Source organism: Thiomonas sp. UBA7699 (genome assembly GCF_002482605.1).
Classification (GTDB): Bacteria; Pseudomonadota; Gammaproteobacteria; order Burkholderiales; family Burkholderiaceae_C; genus Thiomonas; species Thiomonas arsenitoxydans.
In genome coordinates this window covers 21,843-40,632 of sequence record NZ_DLGH01000017.1, presented here as the reverse complement: position 1 = coordinate 40,632, position 18,790 = coordinate 21,843, and the positions used below count along the sequence as shown (strand labels likewise).

General features: G+C 63.5%; 18 protein-coding genes. 4 read left to right on the top strand and 14 right to left on the bottom strand.

Features of this window, described 5'->3' with window-relative positions; all coding sequences use genetic code 11:
- Window positions 1-3: 3 nt before the first annotated feature.
- Window positions 4-1,056 (top strand): ABC transporter ATP-binding protein, encoded by a 1,053-nt coding sequence (locus tag B3H47_RS06915; protein ID WP_156053666.1) that lies wholly within the window; start codon window positions 4-6, stop codon window positions 1,054-1,056.
- 16 nt (window positions 1,057-1,072) lie between these two features.
- Here the strand turns inward: B3H47_RS06915 and B3H47_RS06910 are convergent, their stop codons facing one another.
- Both B3H47_RS06910 and B3H47_RS06905 read right to left on the bottom strand, forming a co-directional pair.
- On the bottom strand, window positions 1,073-1,456 hold the full coding sequence (locus B3H47_RS06910) for a winged helix-turn-helix domain-containing protein (RefSeq protein ID WP_156053667.1): 384 nt from the start codon (window positions 1,454-1,456) through the stop codon (window positions 1,073-1,075).
- Between the two features lie 34 nt (window positions 1,457-1,490).
- Window positions 1,491-2,366, bottom strand: coding sequence for a hypothetical protein (locus tag B3H47_RS06905; RefSeq protein WP_156053668.1), 876 nt, complete (start codon window positions 2,364-2,366; stop codon window positions 1,491-1,493).
- Between the two features lie 159 nt (window positions 2,367-2,525).
- Between B3H47_RS06905 and B3H47_RS06900 the strand changes: the two genes are divergently transcribed.
- On the top strand, window positions 2,526-3,665 hold the full coding sequence (locus B3H47_RS06900; protein WP_156053669.1) for a TDT family transporter: 1,140 nt from the start codon (window positions 2,526-2,528) through the stop codon (window positions 3,663-3,665).
- Window positions 3,666-3,672: 7 nt separating this feature from the next.
- Here B3H47_RS06900 and B3H47_RS06895 read toward each other — a convergent pair whose 3' ends face one another.
- From B3H47_RS06895 to B3H47_RS06845, 11 genes are all read right to left on the bottom strand, one after another.
- On the bottom strand, window positions 3,673-4,314 hold the full coding sequence (locus B3H47_RS06895) for a TorD/DmsD family molecular chaperone (protein ID WP_156053670.1): 642 nt from the start codon (window positions 4,312-4,314) through the stop codon (window positions 3,673-3,675).
- Between the two features lie 5 nt (window positions 4,315-4,319).
- On the bottom strand, window positions 4,320-6,530 hold the full coding sequence (locus tag B3H47_RS06890) for a 4Fe-4S dicluster domain-containing protein (RefSeq protein WP_156053671.1): 2,211 nt from the start codon (window positions 6,528-6,530) through the stop codon (window positions 4,320-4,322).
- Window positions 6,527-7,126 carry a DUF3306 domain-containing protein gene (locus tag B3H47_RS06885; protein WP_156053672.1) on the bottom strand — a complete coding sequence of 200 codons (600 nt, stop codon included), beginning with the start codon at window positions 7,124-7,126 and terminating at the stop codon, window positions 6,527-6,529. Before B3H47_RS06885 ends, B3H47_RS06890 begins: the two co-directional genes overlap by 4 nt.
- Window positions 7,123-7,716: a DUF3305 domain-containing protein gene (locus B3H47_RS06880; protein WP_156053673.1), complete on the bottom strand. Its 594-nt coding sequence runs from the start codon at window positions 7,714-7,716 to the stop codon at window positions 7,123-7,125. The genes B3H47_RS06885 and B3H47_RS06880 overlap by 4 nt, the downstream gene beginning before the upstream one ends.
- Window positions 7,713-8,597, bottom strand: a complete 885-nt coding sequence (locus tag B3H47_RS06875) for a formate dehydrogenase accessory sulfurtransferase FdhD (protein WP_232054215.1) — start codon at window positions 8,595-8,597, stop codon at window positions 7,713-7,715. The genes B3H47_RS06880 and B3H47_RS06875 overlap by 4 nt, the downstream gene beginning before the upstream one ends.
- A gap of 79 nt (window positions 8,598-8,676) precedes the next feature.
- Complete coding sequence (locus B3H47_RS06870) at window positions 8,677-8,985, bottom strand: hypothetical protein (protein WP_232054216.1); 309 nt, start codon at window positions 8,983-8,985, stop codon at window positions 8,677-8,679.
- A 19-nt stretch (window positions 8,986-9,004) separates the two neighbouring features.
- On the bottom strand, window positions 9,005-10,189 hold the full coding sequence (locus B3H47_RS06865) for a formate dehydrogenase subunit gamma (RefSeq protein ID WP_156053675.1): 1,185 nt from the start codon (window positions 10,187-10,189) through the stop codon (window positions 9,005-9,007).
- Between the two features lie 9 nt (window positions 10,190-10,198).
- A complete protein-coding gene (locus B3H47_RS06860; RefSeq protein ID WP_013107344.1) occupies window positions 10,199-10,432 on the bottom strand; it encodes a hypothetical protein in 234 nt (77 codons plus the stop codon).
- Window positions 10,429-11,061, bottom strand: coding sequence for a formate dehydrogenase FDH3 subunit beta (gene fdh3B / locus B3H47_RS06855; protein ID WP_013107345.1), 633 nt, complete (start codon window positions 11,059-11,061; stop codon window positions 10,429-10,431). Before fdh3B ends, B3H47_RS06860 begins: the two co-directional genes overlap by 4 nt.
- A gap of 31 nt (window positions 11,062-11,092) precedes the next feature.
- Entirely contained in the window at window positions 11,093-14,080 is a 2,988-nt protein-coding gene (locus B3H47_RS06850; RefSeq protein ID WP_156053676.1) for a formate dehydrogenase subunit alpha, read from the bottom strand.
- Between the two features lie 128 nt (window positions 14,081-14,208).
- A complete protein-coding gene (locus B3H47_RS06845; protein ID WP_156053677.1) occupies window positions 14,209-14,454 on the bottom strand; it encodes a hypothetical protein in 246 nt (81 codons plus the stop codon).
- Window positions 14,455-14,664: 210 nt separating this feature from the next.
- Here B3H47_RS06845 and B3H47_RS06840 point away from each other — a divergent pair, with 210 nt between their 5' ends.
- Both B3H47_RS06840 and B3H47_RS06835 read left to right on the top strand, forming a co-directional pair.
- Window positions 14,665-15,342, top strand: a complete 678-nt coding sequence (locus B3H47_RS06840; RefSeq protein WP_013124391.1) for a hypothetical protein — start codon at window positions 14,665-14,667, stop codon at window positions 15,340-15,342.
- On the top strand, window positions 15,339-16,691 hold the full coding sequence (locus B3H47_RS06835) for a (Fe-S)-binding protein (protein ID WP_286986572.1): 1,353 nt from the start codon (window positions 15,339-15,341) through the stop codon (window positions 16,689-16,691). The genes B3H47_RS06840 and B3H47_RS06835 overlap by 4 nt, the downstream gene beginning before the upstream one ends.
- A 103-nt stretch (window positions 16,692-16,794) precedes the next feature.
- Here B3H47_RS06835 and B3H47_RS06830 read toward each other — a convergent pair whose 3' ends face one another.
- Window positions 16,795-18,456 (bottom strand): MFS transporter, encoded by a 1,662-nt coding sequence (locus B3H47_RS06830; RefSeq protein ID WP_286986571.1) that lies wholly within the window; start codon window positions 18,454-18,456, stop codon window positions 16,795-16,797.
- Window positions 18,457-18,790: the final 334 nt, after the last annotated feature.

Here is an 18,790-nt window from a genome sequence, read left to right as displayed (position 1 = left end):
ATCATGCCCTCGCCCGCCAGCCTGCACGTCAATATCCAGATCCGCCAGCCGATCACGCTCGATGTCGATTTCGAGGTGCACGGCTTCACCGCTCTGCTCGGCTCCAGCGGCGAAGGCAAGTCCACGGTGCTGAAGGCGCTGGCGGGGCTCATTCCCAGCCAGGGCCCGCCTTTCTGCGCCCTGCCGCCGCAGCGCCGGCCCGTGGGCTATCTGCCGCAGGGGTATGCGCTGTTTCCGCATTTGCGCGCCTGGGAGAACGTGGCCTATGCGCTGGGCGGGGCGCTGGGCTCTCAGCGGCAGGCGGCCGTCAAGTTGTTGCAGTCGGTCGGGCTGGCGCAACAGACCGAGCTGCGCCCCGCCCAGCTTTCGGGCGGACAGCAGCAGCGCGTGGCGCTGGCCCGGGCGCTGGCGCGGCAGCCGCAGGTGCTGTTGCTCGACGAGCCCACTTCGGCGCTCGATGCCAGCACCCGCGACGACATCATGGCCGAGCTGGTGTCGCGCATGCACCAGCTCTCCATGCCGGCGCTGGCCGCCACGCACGATGCCAGCCTGGCGGCCATGTCGGACTGGGTGGTGCTGCTCTCGGGTCGGCAGGTCATTCAACAGGGGCCGCCTGCCGAGGTGTTCGCGCATCCGGCCAATCAGGCGGCTGCGGCGCTGCTGGGCGTGCGCAACCGCTTTACCGCGCGCGTGCTGCGCCACGCGGTTGAGCGCGGATTAACGCTGTTGCAGTGGGAAGAAGGCGGGCTGCCGCTGTGGGCGCCCTTGATGGCGTCGAGCGAGATCGGCGGCTTGGTGGACTGGGCCGTGTCGCCCGACGAGGTGCGTCTGCCCCCGCTCAAACCGGGCCAGTCCGCCGATCTGGAAAACCCGGTCTCAGGCCAGATCGAGCACCTGGTGGTTCAGGGCGCGAGCGCGACTTTGGCCATGCGCTGCGGCGACGCCCGGCTGTGGCTGCGCGCCCCGCTGCGGCTGATTGCCCACCACGGCCTGCGTGCGGGCGCGCCCGTGGTGGCGCATCTGCGCCCCGAGCATCTGATGTGCTGGCCGCACTGAAGCGCTTCCCAAAGCCTCACTCGCGCAGCAGTTTTTGCAGCACGTCGAGGTCGGGCTGAATGGCCCTGAGCGCCTTGCGTTCCATGCGCCGGTAGATCGACAGCACCTCGCGTCCCAGCGGGGTGAGCAGCGCACCGCCTCCGCCCGCGCCTCCCTTGGAGGCTTCGACCAACGGTTCTTTGTAAGCCTGATTGACGCTGTGAATCAGCAGCCAGGCGCGGCGGTAACTCATGTCGAGCGCCCGCCCGGCGGCTGAAATCGAACCGGTGCGCTCCAGCGCTTCGAGCAGCGCGGCCTTGCCGGGCCCGAGCGCCGTGCCTTGTTTGATCTGCAAGCGCACCCTCGCCGTATCCGCGGGTGGCAGGGGCGCCTTGTCGTCTGCTGTGCCGTTCTCGTTCATGCATATAGCGTAGCGCTTCGCCGACGCCTACGGTTCAGTGCTGAACATGTGCGGCGGGCAGCCCATCCGGTACCGCTGCAAGAGTCTGCACCACATCGAGCCCGTAGCGGTCGCCCATGCCGAGTTCGACCTGCAGCGGCAGGCCATCGCTTTGCCGCAGCCAGATGCGCAAAGTGGCACTGCTCTGCGCGCTGTGAGCGTCGAGCAGAGTGCACGCCACCTCCTGGCCCTGCCATTTCAACGTGGTGCGCTGCGGCGTGATGTGGGCGGTCTGCACCTTGTCATTGATGAGCAAGGGCGCGGTGAAGGCGCGGGTAGGCAGCGGGCGCTGCAGATACCCCCAGCTCAGCGTCAGTGGATCGGTGAGCCCGGGCGGCGCGGGCTGCGTCGGCGTCGTCGATTCCGCCGGCGCTGACGCCGCCTGAGCCGCAGTCGTCACCTGCATACGCCCATGCTCGATCTGCATCAGCGTGGCCGGGCTATCCCCCCGCTGATTGCTGGCCGACAGCAGCTCGGGCTTGCCGTCGCGAACTTCTCCGCTTGCACCGCGCACCCAGTGCAGCCGACGCAGCAGCACGGCAAGCGCACCCCGCGGCGTGAGGGTGCTGTCGATGCGGTAGGCGCCGTTGCCCTGCGCAGGCCAGCTCACCTGGTCTTGCGCGGTGGCCACGCCCTCCTGTCCGCCCAGCCCGCCGAGCAAGACCAGCCATTGTGCGCCGCGGGAGTCGGACCCCTTGCCATCCTGTTGGAGATGCACCTGCCATTGCGCCGAGAAAGTGACCGCCTCCTTGACCGACTGCGCCGCAGCCAGGTGCGCAAAGCAGGCGGCCAAGACTAACAACAAGGCAGTGATACCGCCCAAACGCCAGGGCCGCAAGCCGGGGAGCCGCAAAGAGTTGAAAGTATTCATAGCAGTCCAACGCCCGATACGGCGCTTTGGCTGACACCCGCCATCTCGACAACGATCTACTGGAAAATATTGTTTAAATTATAAAAACTATTCGTTTTATTTATTTTAGGGTTCCGCCTAGTATGAAGCCATTCATTGATTACCGTTTGGCTGCCCATCATGTCCCCCTGGAAACCGCTCAACCGACTGCCCTCCCCCATCGAACTCGTGCGCCAATTCACGCCCAACTGGTTCACGGTGAACATGGGCACGGGCATCACCTTTTTGCTGCTGGCGCAGTTTCCGGCGCGCATCGCTGGCCTGCATGCCCTGGCTTATGGACTTTTCATCGCCGATGCCGCCATTTTCGCGCTCTTTACAGGTCTTTTCGCAGCGCGTTGGCTGTTTTTCACACAGGACGCGATGCCGCTACTGCGCCATCCCGTGCAGTCGATGTTTTTGGGCGCCATCCCCATGGCGCTCATCCCGCTGGTCAACGGGCTGGTGCTGTTTCATCCGGGGCAACCCGCCGCCGCCGAGTTGGCCACCCACCTGTGGTGGATCGATGCCGCCCTGTCGCTACTCACCGGCTGGCTGGTGCCCTGGTATCAGTTCACCGCGCAGGATCACAGCCTGGAGCGCATGACGGGCGTGTGGCTGCTGCCAGTCGTGCCCGCCGAAGTGGCGGCGTCGAGTGCGGGCTATCTGGCGCAGCATCTGCCCGCCGCGCAGGCGCAGGCGCTGATCGTCTCGGGTTATGCCTTGTGGGGCATGTCGGTTCCGATTGCGCTGGGCATTCTCACCGTGCTGTATCTGCGGCTGGCGCTGCACAAGCTGCCGCCCAAAGAACTCGGCGTCTCGACCTGGCTGAGTCTGGGGCCGATCGGCACGGGCGCTTTCGCGCTGCTCACCCTTGGCGCCGCAGCGCCGCAGGCTTTCGCAGGCACGGTGATGGCGCCCGTGGCCGCGCTGGCAGGGCCGCTGGGCGTGATCGGCGCGCTGATTCTGTGGGGCCTGGGTCTGTGGTGGCTGGTGACGGCCATTGCGCTCACGGCCATTCAGGTTCGGCGCGGTTTGCCCTTCAACCTGGGCTGGTGGGGGTTCACCTTCCCCGTGGGCGTCTATACCGCTGCCAGCCTGACTCTGGGACTGCGCACCGGCATGGCCTTCTTCACCGCATTTGCCGCCACGCTGATCGTCGCGCTGGTGGCGGCCTGGGCCGTGGTGGCGGTGCGCAGCGCCCACGGTCTGTGGCACGGCCATCTGGTGCAGGCGCCTTGCCTGAACTGCAAGCCGGAGCTGCCCGCAAAAACAGCGTAAAACCAGATCAATCCAGCAGATCGAACGCCATCTGCTCCACTTGGAGAAATTCGCGGGTAAAGCCTGCCACCGCACGGTAGAACCGCGCCGCGTGATCGCCCTCGATGGCCTCGCACATCTGGGCGCCCCAGGGCTGAATATGGCGCTGGAACAGATCGCGCTGCCGCGTCAGGTTGCACACCGCAGGGTCGTCCCCCGCAATGAGATAGCGCATGGTTTCGGCGAGGATGGCGAAGTGGTCTTCGCTTTCCCCCAAGTCGATGCGGCGGGCCAGCCCGATGTCCTGCAAATCCGCGCGCAGCCGGGCCAGCGGCTTTTCGTGCAGCGCGCCGGCCAGGTAAAACGAGCCATAGACATACACCGCAGGCCGCCCCGTGCCGCCGAACAGGATTTCGAATTCATCCCGAATCTCTTCGGGCGTCACCACGGCGGCGGTGTTCAGCAAATTGCTCCAGGCCAAGTGCAGTGCGCTTTGGTCAGCATTTTCGACCGCCAACATGCCCGCCAGTTGCGACAGCACTGGTTGCGAGGGCGGCGCGATGAACAGCAGCGCAAGCAATCCCCAGAGATCGGCGCGGGCGGCGTCTTCATCGCTGCCGGGCGCGGCCAGCTCCACATCAGGGTGTTGCATCGACAGAGGTTGCAGCATGGCGATCAGGGCAGGTCGTGAATGGTGGTGTCGGCGCGGGTATGCATGTCGATCACCCGGCAGTCGCTGCACATTTTCAGCCGATTGGCTGCGTCGCCCGCGAAGGCCGGGTGGCCGGAGAGCTTGGCCACCATTTGCTCGATGGCCTGCACCGTACCGAAGGGCTTGCCGCAGCGCACGCAGCGCCAGGGCTGGGCTTCGTTGAGCACCTGCGGCGCGCTGCGCTGAGGCCCCCAAAGCAGACGCGGCTCCAGACGAATGGCGTCTTCCGGGCAGGTGTTGACGCATAAGCCGCACTGCACGCAGTTCTTTTCGATGAATCGCAGTTGCGGCGCCAGCGGGTTATCGGCCAAAGCCCCCGCAGGACAGGCGCCGACACAACTCAGGCACAGGGTGCAGCGGCTGGCGTCCACCCGGATGGCGCCAAGGGGAGAACCCGCGCCATGCGGCAGGGGGATGACGGCCGCGCCCGACGCCACCTCTTGCGCGGGCGCATGGCGGATCAGATGGTCGAGCGCGAGATCGAGCGTGGCGCGCTTCTGCGGTAGGGCGGCGAACTGCGCCTGGATGCTGGGAACCGCACCTGTTGGTCGCGGCGGCGCCAGCAAGGCATCGAGTTCTCGCGCATCGGCAGTCTGCAACAAACGCAGCCGTGCCCCGCGATAGCCCATGCCGTGCAGCAGCGTTTCGGTGAGCTGCATCTGGCCTTGGAGGGCATGGAGGTAGGCCGGGGATTCAGTGTTGTCGGACAAGACCAGAATCTCTGCCGCGCCCCAGGAAAATGCGGACAGCCAAAGCTCCATGCCCACCGAGGCGATATGCCACAGCGGCACCGCAATAACGTGGGCGGGCAGGCCGCGAACGCGGGGATCTGCCGCCGCGAGCCGACCAAGCTGCCCGATGAGTTCCGCACCCGTTTCTTGGCTGTGGAACAGCAGCGTCGGCCGCTTCAGCCCGGCGCGCTGGGCGGTGAGCAGCAGGGTACGCAGCCGTGCGCCAATTTCCGGTGCGCGCGGGTAGGCGTAGGTGAGCGCCCCGGTAGGACACACCGTGGTGCAGGCGCCGCAGCCGACGCACAGATGCGGGTCGATCTCGATCTGCTCGACGAAGGGCTTTTTTTGCGCGGCGGTGGGTAGGATGGAATCGGCCTCGGCGATGGGGGGTGTCTGGTCGGGCCGCAAGCGGGCACGGCTGTGCACGGCCTGCGCGGAGCAGATGTCGATACAGGCGTGGCAACCCAGCAGGGTGTTACGGGAGTGCGCACAGAGCTTGGCGTCATACTGAAAAAACCGGGGCTTGTCGAAGCTACCCTTCAGATCGCGCAGTTCAGTCGCGGCGCGCACTAGCGCCAGCGGGTCGGAGCCCGGGGCGTAATAGCCCTGCGGCGGCTGATGCAGCGACAGGCTGGGCTGCGGCTGCAGATCGAGCACCAGATCGACTTGCAGCGTGTCCGCCCGAGGGCCGCGGTTGAAGTCGATGGCGCCGATGGCGCCGCAGGCCTGCACACAATCGCGATGACCGGTGCAGCGTTGCAGGTCGATCTGGTAGTCCAGCCCGATCGCGCCCTCGGGGCAGGCGGCAAGGCAGGCATTGCAGCGGGTGCAGACATCGAGATCGACCGGATTGGCGCTCTCGATATCCACCTCGAAAGCCCCCAGCCAGCCGCGCACGCTGCGCACGCGCCCGGCATGAACCGGATGTTCATGCTGCAGCGGCAATGCGGCGGGCGCAGCACGTCCACCCGGACGCCCGGTGTCGAGCAGGGTGAGTTCCAGGCCGTCGGCAAGGAGCTTGCGCGCCATGTCCAGCGACTCGGCATCGCCAATGACCAGGCAACGCCCCGCGCTGTGATAGCTCGCGGTCGGCACGGGTTCGGGCTCGGGCAACGCCGCGGCAGCAAGCAGGGCGGCGATTTTCGGGCCGGCAGCCTTGGCCTCACGACTCCAGCCTGCGGTTTCACGGATGTTGACAAACCGGATCGGCCTTACATCGGGCGGTGGCACGCCCTCGGTCTGCGACGCCAGTGCGGCAAATAGCTTGGCCTCTTGCGTGCAAGCGACGAGCAAGGGCTCGGTGCTCTGTGCGGCCTGCTGAAAGCGCACGATCTCACGGCGACACAGCTGGCTGTGCGGTTCGATGGTCTGGCCCAAAGCGGCAGTCAGCTGCGGGCCGTCCAGCGGCATGGTGTGGTTGCAATTGCAGACCAGAGTTTTCATGGGGTGGGAGGTGTTGCGTTCAGAGAGGCGTCTTGGGGCATGTCGGGAGTAGGCGCCGAGTCAGGCTGATCCGTGGTGTCGGCCTCATTCGCGGTGGTCGGAGTGCGGTTTTCCGAAGTCGAACCGAGGCACTCGGAAGCCGGTCGCTGCGCTGCGGGCGTTGCAAGGGCGGGGTCTGCCAGGTCGAGCCCCAAATTCGGAGTCAGTTTCAAGCGCGCCAGAAGGCCGGGCGGAACCGGGCTGGGGGTGTTGTAGTCGTCGATATAGGTATCGAGCCCATCCATCACGTTGAACTGCGGATCGGCAAACAGCTTGCGCAGGGCGGCACGGCGCACGCCTTCGTCCACACCTTTGGCGATGAACCGTGTCAGATCGGCGGTGTGATCGAGCGCTTGCAGCTCGTCCAGCGTGGGCGGTGGCGGCTGATCGTTTGCAGGCGCAGGAACAGGTTCGGGAACAGCGGCTAGTTCCTCACCCTTGTCCGGCGCAGGGGCGACGGGCGCCGCTGCGGGAACGGAATCTGTCCCGGCCTGCAGTTTGCGCCGCGACCAGCGCGATAGAAAACCGCGGTCTTCGGGAGAACTGGCTTCACTCATGGACAACAGACCGGTGGATCGTCTCCGTCGGCGCTAGGACTTGGCGCCTTGCTGCACGATACATCGCGTTCATCAGGGGCCAGAAAGCTTTGCGGACGGCGGCGCTTGCGTGGTTCGGGCTTGTAATGCAGCGAGGAAAAATCGGCCAGCCAGTTGGCCACCGCGGCCGGCAGCGGTGCAATCTCGATGGTTTCGCCGGCATCCATCCAGCGGGCCGCTTCGTTGTACGACAGAGTCACCGCCTGAATGACGGGCAAGCCTTCGGGCGCATGGCGCGGATCGTCGCATTCCGGCTCTGCCGCTGGCGTCCACCAGACAAACCAGCTGGGCTGCGGCGAGGTGAGGTTGAGGTGATAGCCCTCCGCCTCGTCCCGGAACAGTTGCACGCTGAAGCCGGGATACAACCATTGCGACTGCGTCCCGCTCCACTCCAGACAGATGGGCGCAGATTCCAGCGCCACACGGCCTGCCGTCGCAGGCAGGACATCGCGCAGACCCCAGCGCCAGCGCTGCCAGCGATTGTTGAGCTGGTCGCGCTGCATGAGCACGGCGATGGGCCATGCGGCAGGCGCGGAAACCGGTGCGCTCATGCCGATAACCGCTCCAGCGGCTCAGCAACAAAACGCTCAGGCGCGGTGTATTGCAGAAAGTGGCGATTGGTGCAGCGAGCGAACAGGGCGATGCCCAGGCGCTCGGCGATGTCATAGCCCATTTGCGTCACGCCCGATCGCGAAACCAGGATGGACACCCCCATCAACGCACATTTGATGACCATTTCCGAGGTCAATCGGCCTGTGGTGTAAAACACTTTGCCCTGGCCGCCCACGCCGTGCAACCACATCCAGCCAGAGATTGCGTCCACCGCATTGTGGCGGCCCACATCCTCGGTGAACATCAGCAGGCGGCTGCCCTCGAACAGGGCGCAGCCATGTACCGAGCCGGCTGATTTGTAGAGCGAATCATGCAGGCGCATGGCATCGAGCAGCGCGTATAACTCGCCTTGACTGATCCGGGTTTCAGCATCAAGCGCCGCGTTGTCCACTTCGTCCATCAGGCTGGCATAGACCGTGCCCTGTCCGCAGCCCGTGGTGACCACGCGCCGACCTGCGGTGCGCTGCGTCAAATCCGCAATGCCGCTGCGGCTGGTGATGGAGCAGGCCTCCACCTCCCAATCGACCTGCACGGAGGCAATATCGGCGATCGAGTGCACCAGACGCTGATTGCGAAGATAACCCAGCGCCAGCAACTCGGGGGCCGCGCCCACGGTCATTAGGGTGACGAGCTCCTGCTTGTCGAGATACAGCGTCAACGGCCGCTCTGCAGGAATTTGGGCCTCCTGCGTTTCCCCAAATTCGTTGCGTACCCTCACACCTCGGGTGAGGGCCTCTCGCGCCTGGCTGAGTTGCGGAACACGAGGCGGCAATGCAGACGCAGTGACGTGTTGCGAAGACACTAATTCAGATTGGGCCATCAATACATTCTTCTCGGGCGGTTGCAAATCAAGGCGTGACAACCTGTCGGCCCACATGACGGCGCCCAGACGCTGCTCCTTATTTCTGCGCGGCGGCTGCCGGGGCGGCTGCGTCAGATTGTGCGGCCACATACGGCCCGGGGTTCACACAGGGCGGGGTAGGAACCGGCGGCTGGGTCGCCTTGCCTTGTTCCTTGGCCTGAGCGTAATAAAACGCCGCCACTTTATCCTGGGTTTGACACAGCTGATAGGCGGCCACCTTGTCGGCCCATTTAGCTTTGGCTGCGGCTTCTTCTGCCTTCGCCTTGGCTTCCGGGCTTGGCGGCGGCAACTTGGCCCACGCCGTTGCGCCGCAAGCCAGCGAGACGGCCACTATTAGTCCACGCATGCATCGCATCATCATCTCCTCAAGCCTTGGGTTTGATCACGGGCACTGGCGCCTGCGCATTAGGGCCGCTGCGCTGGGCGGGAATTTTCCCGGACTTGATCGCATCCAGCCAGAGCGTGTGGTGCTGCTTCGCCCAGCTCTCGTCCACATAACCAGTGCGCATGCCATCGAGCGCGCCCTCCGTGCCAACGCTGCCGATGTAGATGTGGCCGAAGGCCATGGCCATGAACAAAATGGTGGCTGAGGCGTGGACGATTTCGGCCACCTGCATGGCACCGCGGGTGTAGGGAAAGTTGGGCACCAGTTTGTCGAGCACCAGGCCCGATGCCACTGCCAGCAGGCCCAAGAACAGCACCCCGACCCAGAACCAGATTTTCTCGCCCGCGTTGAACCGCGCGGATGGTGCTTCGCCGCCGCCAAACAAACCGCCCCCCTTTGCGAGCCAGGCCAGGTCGCTCTTGCTCGGCAGGTTGTCGCGCACGAAGGTCAGCAGCACGATCACCAGCGATAGCCCGAACAGCGGCCCGATGAAGTTGTGGATGGTCTTGAGCGCGTAGGTGAGCCAGCCGAAAAACGCCGAACCCAGAATGGGAAGCAGGAAGAATTTGCCAAACATGATGACGACGCCTGATACCGCCAGGGCGATGAACGAGAACGCCAGCACCCAGTGCATGAAACGCTCGAACGGCGTGAAACGCTCGATCTTGCGTCCCGTGGGTTTGTGCTCCAGCCGGATTTTTCCGCGGAACAAGTAGAACGCGCCAATACCCACCAGAGCGAGGATCAGCAGCCAGCCGCCGACTGGAATGAGCAGCAGATTACGGGTCTGCCGCCACGCTTCGCCTGCCGAGGTAAAGGCTGAGCCGGGATACGCCGTTTGCGGCTGAATCAGCACCCCGGCTTCGGGGTCGGGCAGGCTGGAGAAACCGGCTTGCTGCTTGATGTCGCGCCACATGGGTGCATTATTGCCAGGCTGCACTTGCGCACGCTCGCCATTGGTTTGCTGCAGATAGCCGGGGATGGTTGAAGCGCCCGGAGGGGCCGCAGCTTGATCTGCGCGCTGCGCCGTGCCAGTCTGCGGCCCCGGGGTGAGCGTTGCTGGCGCATCCGCCGCGAGCGCAGCAGACGCGCCCAAACTCACGCTCAAGCCCAGCGCAAGAGCAGCAACAAAAGCGGCAACAAAACGGGATGTGAATCTGAACATGGCCCGCTCCTAGCGCATGCGCACGTATTCGTTCTGGTTCTGGGCGCGACGGTTGATCTCGCGCTGCCAGCTGGCCTTATCCCCCACCTTCCAGTCCTTTTCGGTGAAAGCGGGATTGGCGCCCATCCACGGGTCTTGCGAAGGCGGTGCTCCGGTCTGGGTAAGGGTCTGTGGTTTCTGACTGCATCCGGCCGTCATGGCGAGCAAGACGGCTGCGAACATCAAGGACATGATGCGGTTCATGATGACTCCCCTTGCTTCGTCGGTGCGGGCTGTGCTTGCGCGTCAGCCTTGCCATATGCCGTCCCCCAACCCCACAGTTCGGCGCCGCCGCCGCGGTGCAGCACGCGGTCGCGCAGGATGTCGGCAATGACCTCGCCGTCCCCCGCCAACAACGCCTTGGTCGAACACATCTCGGCGCAGATCGGCAGCTTGCCTTCGGCCAGACGGTCGCGGCCGTATTCCTTGAATTGTTCCTCCGAGCCGTTGGGCGCGGGGCCGCCGGCGCAGAAGGTGCATTTGTCCATCTTGCCGCGCAGGCCGAATTCGCCGTTGGCCGGAAACTGCGGCGCGCCGAAGGGGCAAGCGTAGGAACAATAGCCGCAACCGATGCACACGTCCTTGTCGTGCAGCACCACGCCTTCCGGGGTGCGATAGAAACAACTCACCGGACACACCGCCATGCACGGCGCGTCCGAGCAGTGCATGCAGGCCACCGAGATGGACTTCTCGCCGGGTACGCCTTCGTTCATGGTGACCACGCGGCGGCGGTTCACGCCCCAGGGCACCTCGTTCTCGTTTTTGCAGGCGGTGACGCAGCCGTTGCAGTTGATGCAACGCTCGGCGTCACAGATGAATTTCATGCGGGCCATGGGGATTGTCTCCGTTGAGCGTGAGGGCGCATCAGGCGCGTTCGAGTTGGCAGACGGTGGTCTTGGTTTCCTGCATCATGGTCACCGCGTCGTAGCCGTAAGTCGTGGCCGTGTTGACCGCCTCGCCCAGCACGATGGGCGCGGCGCCTTCCGGGTAGTACTGGCGCAAATCCTTGCCCTGCCAGTGACCGGCGAAGTGGAAGGGGATGAACACGGTGGATCGGTCGACCGCCTCAGTGACGCGCGCGCGCACCTTGATGCGTGCACCGGTGGGCGTGCTCACCCAGACGTCATCGCCTTCACGGATGTTGCGGTCGTTGGCCACCGCCGGATTGACCTGCACGAAGGCGAACTGCTGCAGCTCGGCCAGCCAAGGGTTGGAGCGGGTTTCGTCGCCGCCGCCTTCATACTCGACCAGCCGCCCGGAGGTAAGGATGAGCGGAAATTTCTTGACGATGTCGATGTTCTTGTCCTGCACTGTCTTGTAGAGAGTCGGCAGGCGCCAGAAGGTCTTTTTGTCGTCGTAAGTCGGATACTTGACCACCATGTCGGGCCGCACCGAGAACAAGGGCTCGCGGTGCTGCGGAATCGGGTCGGGGAAGTTCCACACCACGGCGCGGGCGCGGGCATTGCCGAAGGGGTGGCAGCTATGGTTTTTCATCACCACGCGGATGATGCCGCCCGATTGATCGGTCTTCCAGTTCTTGCCGTCGGCCAGCTTTTTCTCGGCGTCGGTGAGTTCGTTCCACCAGCCGAGTTTTTTCAGCAGAGTGGAGTCGAACTCGGGATAGCCGGTCTGGATGTCCGCGCCCTTCGAGGCAGAACCGTCCGCCGCCAGCAAAGACTGGCCGTCGCGTTCGACGCCGAAGTTGGCGCGGAAGTTGCCGCCGCCTTCCATGACATTGAGCGAGGTGTCGTACAGATTCGCCGTGCCCGGATGGCGCAACTCCGGAGTGCCGTAGCAGGGCCAGGGCAGACCGAAGTATTCGCCGTCGAGCTTGTAGCCGGTTTCCTTGTCGATGCCGCCTCGGGCGCGCAGAGTCTTGACGTCGAACACGTGCATATTGCGCATGTGCGCCTTCAACCGCTCCGGGCTTTGTCCGGTGTAGCCAATGGTCCAGACCCCACGGTTGATCTCGCGCAGGATGGACTCGGTTTCCGGCTCCATCATGCCGCCCTTGCCCGGCACCATCTTGTAGTTCTTCACCAACTCCTTGCCGAAGCCGAGCTTGTCGGCGAGCTGGGTCATGATCATGTGATCGGTGCGCGACTCGAACATCGGCTCGACCACCTTCTCGCGCCATTGCAGCGAACGGTTGGACGCTGTCACCGAACCCGAGGTCTCGAACTGCGTGGTAGCCGGCAACAGGTACACGGCGCGCTTGGGGTTGAGCGGGGCGTCATCAGACGGCATGGCGGCCATGGCGGCAGTGGCCGATGGATAGGGATCGATCACGACCAATAGGTCGAGTTTGTTCATGGCCTTTTTCATGTCGAGGCCACGGGTTTGCGAATTGGGCGCATGCCCCCAGAAGATATGGGCGCGCAGGTTCGGCCCCTGATCGATCATGTCATTGGGCGTGAGCACGCCGTCGATCCAGCGCGAGACCGTCATTCCCGGCTTGGTCATCATGCCCGGAGCGAATCGGCCCTTGATCCATTCATAGTCCACCCCCCAGACCCCGGCGTAGTGTTTCCAGGCGCCCTCGATCACACCGTAGTAGCCGGGCAGAGAATCCGGGTTGGGGCCCACATCGGTTGCGCCCTGCACGTTGTCATGGCCACGATAGATATTGGTGCCGCCGCCCGACTTGCCGACATTGCCCAGCGCCAGCTGCAGGATGCAAGAAGCCCGCACGATGGCGTGGCCGATGGTGTGCTGGGTCTGCCCCATGCACCACACAATAGTGCCCGGCTTGTTTTCGTGAAGCATCTTGGCAATGGCAAACGTGGTGTCGCCATCCACGCCGGAAACCTCCTTGACCGCATCGGGGTTCCACTTTGCCAGCACGTCCTCCTTGACCTTGCCCATGCCCCAGACCCGGGCATCAAGATACTGCTGGTCTTCCCAGCCATTCTTGAAGATGTGATAGAGGATGCCGAACACCACCGGCACGTCGGTACCCGAGCGCAGCCTCACGTGCATATCGGCCTTGGCTGCCGTGCGTGTGAAGCGTGGATCGACCACGATGACCTTGCAGCCGTTTTCCTTGGCGTGCAGCAAGTGCAGCATGGACACCGGATGCGCCTCGGCCGCATTTGAACCGATGAAAAACGCCACCTTGGAGTTGGCCAGATCGTTGTACGAATTGGTCATGGCGCCGTAGCCCCAGGTGTTGGCGACACCGGCGACGGTGGTGGAATGGCAGATGCGCGCCTGGTGATCGCAGTTGTTCGTACCCCAGAAGGAGACCCACTTGCGCAGCAAATAGGCTTGCTCGTTGCTGTGCTTGCTCGAACCGACGACAAACAGCGCGTCCGGCCCGCTTTCCTTGCGAATCTCCAATAGACGGTCGGTGATTTCCTGCAGCGCCTGATCCCAGGAGATGCGCTGATACTTGCCGTCCACCAGCTTCATCGGATAGCGCAGACGGTGATCACCGCGGCCATGATCGCGCAGCGCAGCGCCTTTGGCGCAGTGTGCGCCTAGGTTGAGCGGAGATTCGAACACCGGGTTCTGCCGCACCCACACCCCGTTTTCCACCATGGCGTCCGAGGCGCAACCGACCGAACAGTGCGTGCAGACCGTGCGCCGGGTCACTACATTTTTGCTTCCGGCCGAACCCGGCGCTGGCGTATCGGCCGCGTCGGCCTTCTTCACCAAGTGCAGTTGCGAGCCGATCAAACCCGCTCCGAGCCCCAGCCCCACCCCAATGCCGGAGCGCCGCAGAAATGCACGACGGTCGATCGTCGGCAAGGCGCGGTTCAGGCTGCGCTTGAGCTGATCGACCCAGAGGGTCGAGGTGTCCGGGGACTTACCTTGGGTGTCCTTGCTTTCGGAACGACGAGTTAGCAGCATGTCTTCACTCCATTGTGATGCGTGGGAGCAGGTGGCGCGGCGGGCGAAACCCTGGCTTCAAAGGCTTGCCAGTAAGGCTTGAAAGTGGCGCCGCGCGGCAGATCGTATAGGTCGCATTTGCCAGGCGTTCAAAGCCGGGTTGTGCGGTAGTAGGCACGAATGTGCTCGGTCAGGTGGTAGCCCGTCTGCTGTGTGGCGTCAACCTTGGGCTCTGCTGCCGTCTTGGTCAAGACCGGCTGCGCCATGGCATCCGCCCTTGCAACACTTGCGCCAAAAACCGCCGCAGCTACGCCGCTCATTCCTTGCAGTAGCGAACGACGCTTGATCGCAGTTGCCGTATTGGCGTCGCCCGGGGGTATTCGTTTTTCAGTCATTCGAGTCTCCTTGCGGCAGGCCGCAGTGGGCCGCGGTGTGTTGCGCGGCGCGATTGATTTTTTTATGCGAACTGTAGCCCTATAACCGCGTCAACTCAACGCAATTTGCAATGCATACAAACATCCGGATTCGCGAATAAACAATCGCTTGCACTCCACTGCTCCGCAGCCTAATATCAAAACCCTTACAAAGCAAGCAAAGGGATTTTCATGGACCTCCTGACCCTGGCGCGTGGCCCGTTACTTGTCGGCAGCGTATTGATCTTCGTGCTGGGCATGCTGTGGCGAGCGGCAGGGTTGATTCGCCGTCCAACCAAGCTGGCCACATCGACCCCTCGGCGCGTCCATGTGCAAGGGGCGATCTGGTTCACGGTCCTGCGGCATATGTTGCCGCGCGCTGGCACTCGCCCAAACCCGACACTTGCCACGCTCAACCCCTACTTCTATCACTTCGGCCTGGCCTTCATCGTGTTTGGCTACGCCCCACATATCGCCTTTCTTCACCGGCATCTGGGGGTGTCTTGGCCTGCATTGCCGGACGCAGTGATGTACCTCGCCGCGGGCGTCACCATCATCTCCTTGCTTGTGGCGCTTGCCATGCGCCTGATGGACCCGACTCTGCGACGGATCTCCAGCGCAGATGACTACATCTCCTGGGGCTTGCTGTTTCTGGTGATTTTCACGGGCATGGCCTTGATCGATCAGCCCTCCAGTGCCTATGCGGCGCAGGGATACTCCGCAGATCCAACCCGGCTGGCGATTCACCTCATGTCACTGGAATTGCTGCTGGTGTGGTTTCCCTTCGGCAAACTGTTCCATACCGTCAGTTGGTTTTTTGGCCGCGCCCAGTTCGGCGCATTCATGGCGCGCCGGGGAGTACGGGCATGATGAATCGCGAGATGTATGCACAGTTCGGCAACGCCATCGCCCATCTGGCGGAACAAGCGCCGAAGATCGAGATACCCGACGCGGAGCGTGTCAAGCGTGCCAAGACGGTCATGCTGGAAAAAATGGATCGCAACCTCGCGGTCGATCTGGAATCTTGCGTGCGATGCGGCTATTGCGCCGACGCCTGCCAGTTCAGCGTGCAAAACGATGACCCTGACCTCATCCCGACGCACAAGCTCGATCTGCTGCGGCGCGTCTGGCGACGCGAAGTCGCCCCCCTGTCCTGGCTGTGGAAACCGTTCACCCAGGATGTGAATGTCGATGATTTGCGGGAATGGCAGGCGCTGTGCTTCGACAGTTGCACCGAGTGCGGCCGTTGCAGCATGGTCTGTCCGATGGGCATCAACATCGCCCGCGGCGTGAATGTGATGCGCGAAGCGCTGGCCGCAGCAGGACTCGCACCAGACGAACTGCGCGCCGTGCAAAGCGAGCAAGACGCCCGCGGAACCGTGTTTGGAGCAGATTCCAGCCATCTTGCACAGGCCGTCGAAGCGGTGCGCAGCCGTGGAGTGACCGTGCATCTGGACAAACCCAAGGCCAAGGTGCTGATGCTGACGACGGTGCTCGACATCCTGTTGTTCCAGGACGCGCTCGAGGCGACGGCACGAGTGCTGAACGCCGCCGGGCTGGACTGGACGCTGCGCAGCAATGGTTATGAAGCGGCGAATTTCGGCTTGCTCTCTGGCGTAGAGGAGACGCAGAAAAAGGCGTCAGAAGCCGTGATCCGACAAGCCATCGAAGTAGGCGCCGAAATGGTGATCGTGCCAGAGTGCGGCCATGCCTACCCGGCCCTGCGCTGGGAAGGCGCTGAGGTGCACGGCGGACCGCTGCCTTTTCGCGTGCTGGCCATCTCCGAACTGATCGGGGAACTGGTGGAGCAAGGCAAGTTGCCTTTGCGCGGCGATGCGCACCAAACCCTGATGTTCCACGATGCCTGCAAACTCGGCCGACATGGCGGCGTGTTCGAGCAGCCGCGACTCGCTCTGCGCGCCACGGGAGCTGAGTTGTGTGAGCCGCGCGATACCGAAGAAATGAACTGGTGCTGCGGCGGCGGAGCGGGCGGATTTTTGATCAACCGTGCGGCACCCCTGCGGGCGCAAGCTTTCGCCATCAAGCGGGCACAGGTGGACAACAGCGACGCCCAGGCCATCGTCACCTCGTGCGGCAGTTGCCGACTCAACTTCCTGGCCGGTGCCGAGCAGACCGAATGGGACAAGCCTGTACTCAGCCTGGTTGAACTCATTGCCCAAAACCTCGTGGATCATCCCTCGCAGCAAACGCCGTCCTGATCCGCGCAGCAGGCCTGCGAGCCAAAAGAAAAGCCCGCTGAAGCGGGCTTTTCCATTGTGCGAGTCTGCCCCCGGCCCCGAAAGGCCAAGGAACCTATTCCGGTCAGTCTGCCGCGTAGATGTCGCGATCTTTGGTTTCCGGCAGGAAGAACAGGCCGATGACAAAGGTGCCCGCAGCAATGATGACCGGGTACCACAGGCCGTAATAGATGTTGCCGTTCTGCGCCACCAGAGCGAAGGCGATGGTGGGCAGCAGGCCGCCGAACCAGCCGTTGCCGATGTGATAGGGCAGGCTCATGGAGGTGTAGCGGATGCGGGTCGGGAACAACTCGACCAGCGCCGCCGCAATCGGCCCATACACCATAGTGACGAAAATCACCAGCAGCGCCAGGATGGCGATCACCATCGGCAAGTTCATCTGCGCCGGGTCGGCCTTGGCCGGGTAGCCCGCCGCCTTGAGCGCGGCACCGATCTCTTTCTTCAGCGCGGCCTCTTTGGCCTTGAATTCATCGGGCGGCAAATCCTTGGCGCCAACCACGGTGATAGTCTTGTCGCCAATCTGAATGACCGCCGGGCCGGTGCCAGACACGGTGTTGTAGTTGGCCGAGTTGGCCGCCAGCATCTGCTTGGCGATGTCGCAGGATGAGGTGAACTTCGCCGTGCCGGTGGGGTTGAACTGGAAGGTGCACTGCGATTGATCGACCGTGAGCGTGACCGGCGAGTTCTGCACCGCCCGGTACAGCGCCGGGTTGGCGTAGTGGGTGAGCGCCTGGAACAGCGGGAAGTAGGTCAGCGCAGCAATCGCACAGCCCGCCAGGATGATGGGCTTGCGGCCAATTTTGTCGGACAGGGCGCCGAACACGACAAAGAACGGTGTACCGATCAACAAGGCTGCGGCAATCAGCAGGTTAGCCGTCACCGCATCGACCTTGAGCGTCTGCGTGAGGAAAAACAGCGCGTAGAACTGCCCCGTGTACCAGACCACGGCCTGGCCAGCCACCAGACCCAGCAGGGCGAGGATGACGTACTTCAGATTGCCCCAGCGCGCAAACGCCTCGGTCAGCGGTGCCTTGGACGCCTTGCCATCGGCCTTCATTTTGATGAAGGCAGGAGACTCGTTGAGCTTGAGTCGAATCCAGACCGATACGGCGAGCAGGGCGATGGACACGAGGAAAGGCACACGCCAGCCCCAGGCGTTGAACGCGTCTTCGCCCAGCAGGGTACGGGTGCCGAGAATGACCAGCAGCGACAGGAACAGCCCCAGTGTGGCCGTGGTCTGAATCCACGAGGTGTAGGCGCCGCGCTTGTTGGCCGGCGCGTGTTCAGCGACATAGGTGGCGGCGCCGCCATATTCCCCGCCGAGCGCCAGGCCTTGCAGCAGACGCAGCGCGATGAGAATGACCGGTGCAGCCGCGCCGATGGCCGCATAGTTGGGCAGCACACCGACGATGAACGTCGACAGACCCATGATCAGAATGGTGACGAGGAAGGTGTATTTGCGGCCGATCATGTCGCCCAGCCGACCGAACAGCAGGGCGCCAAACGGTCGCACGATGAAGCCTGCGGCAAACGCCAGCAGCGCGAAGATGAACGCCGATCCCGCATCCAGTCCAGCGAAGAACTGCTTGGCGATGATGGCCGCCAGCGAGCCATAGAGGTAGAAGTCGTACCACTCGAATACCGTGCCGAGCGATGAGGCGAAGATCACCTTCTTCTCGCCCGCCGTCATGGGGCGCGCTTTTGCGCCCATTGCAATGGAAGCCATGCTCAAGTCTCCTGGATGTGGACGTGGGCGTGGCGTCGCTGCTGGGTCTTCCACCCGAGGCCCGCAACGCAACGCATCAACCCCGCGGCGCCAACGTGTTACAGCACGTCACGGGAATGACGGATTGTTTTCAGCCTAGCTGACCATGCGCTGACAGTCGGGCGGATGAAAATCTAGGGAAAACACGAAGCTGCAGTGCAGCAATTTCAGGGCTGCGCACCTTTCTTACAAGTTTCATCGCATGAAATGACTCGCATCCGAACATTGTTGCATTGCGGTATTGCCGCATGCGCCAAAGCGTATGGACGAAAAAAAACCGGCACAAGGCCGGTTT

Coding starts and splice junctions, on each gene's coding strand:
- B3H47_RS06915 (WP_156053666.1), top strand. CDS start 4: ATGCCCTCGCCCGCCAGCCTGCACGTCAATATCCAGATCCGCCAGCCG.
- B3H47_RS06910 (WP_156053667.1), bottom strand. CDS start 1,456: ATGAACGAGAACGGCACAGCAGACGACAAGGCGCCCCTGCCACCCGCG.
- B3H47_RS06905 (WP_156053668.1), bottom strand. CDS start 2,366: ATGAATACTTTCAACTCTTTGCGGCTCCCCGGCTTGCGGCCCTGGCGT.
- B3H47_RS06900 (WP_156053669.1), top strand. CDS start 2,526: ATGTCCCCCTGGAAACCGCTCAACCGACTGCCCTCCCCCATCGAACTC.
- B3H47_RS06895 (WP_156053670.1), bottom strand. CDS start 4,314: ATGCTGCAACCTCTGTCGATGCAACACCCTGATGTGGAGCTGGCCGCG.
- B3H47_RS06890 (WP_156053671.1), bottom strand. CDS start 6,530: ATGAAAACTCTGGTCTGCAATTGCAACCACACCATGCCGCTGGACGGC.
- B3H47_RS06885 (WP_156053672.1), bottom strand. CDS start 7,126: ATGAGTGAAGCCAGTTCTCCCGAAGACCGCGGTTTTCTATCGCGCTGG.
- B3H47_RS06880 (WP_156053673.1), bottom strand. CDS start 7,716: ATGAGCGCACCGGTTTCCGCGCCTGCCGCATGGCCCATCGCCGTGCTC.
- B3H47_RS06875 (WP_232054215.1), bottom strand. CDS start 8,597: ATGGCCCAATCTGAATTAGTGTCTTCGCAACACGTCACTGCGTCTGCA.
- B3H47_RS06870 (WP_232054216.1), bottom strand. CDS start 8,985: ATGCGTGGACTAATAGTGGCCGTCTCGCTGGCTTGCGGCGCAACGGCG.
- B3H47_RS06865 (WP_156053675.1), bottom strand. CDS start 10,189: ATGTTCAGATTCACATCCCGTTTTGTTGCCGCTTTTGTTGCTGCTCTT.
- B3H47_RS06860 (WP_013107344.1), bottom strand. CDS start 10,432: ATGAACCGCATCATGTCCTTGATGTTCGCAGCCGTCTTGCTCGCCATG.
- fdh3B (WP_013107345.1), bottom strand. CDS start 11,061: ATGGCCCGCATGAAATTCATCTGTGACGCCGAGCGTTGCATCAACTGC.
- B3H47_RS06850 (WP_156053676.1), bottom strand. CDS start 14,080: ATGCTGCTAACTCGTCGTTCCGAAAGCAAGGACACCCAAGGTAAGTCC.
- B3H47_RS06845 (WP_156053677.1), bottom strand. CDS start 14,454: ATGACTGAAAAACGAATACCCCCGGGCGACGCCAATACGGCAACTGCG.
- B3H47_RS06840 (WP_013124391.1), top strand. CDS start 14,665: ATGGACCTCCTGACCCTGGCGCGTGGCCCGTTACTTGTCGGCAGCGTA.
- B3H47_RS06835 (WP_286986572.1), top strand. CDS start 15,339: ATGATGAATCGCGAGATGTATGCACAGTTCGGCAACGCCATCGCCCAT.
- B3H47_RS06830 (WP_286986571.1), bottom strand. CDS start 18,456: ATGGCTTCCATTGCAATGGGCGCAAAAGCGCGCCCCATGACGGCGGGC.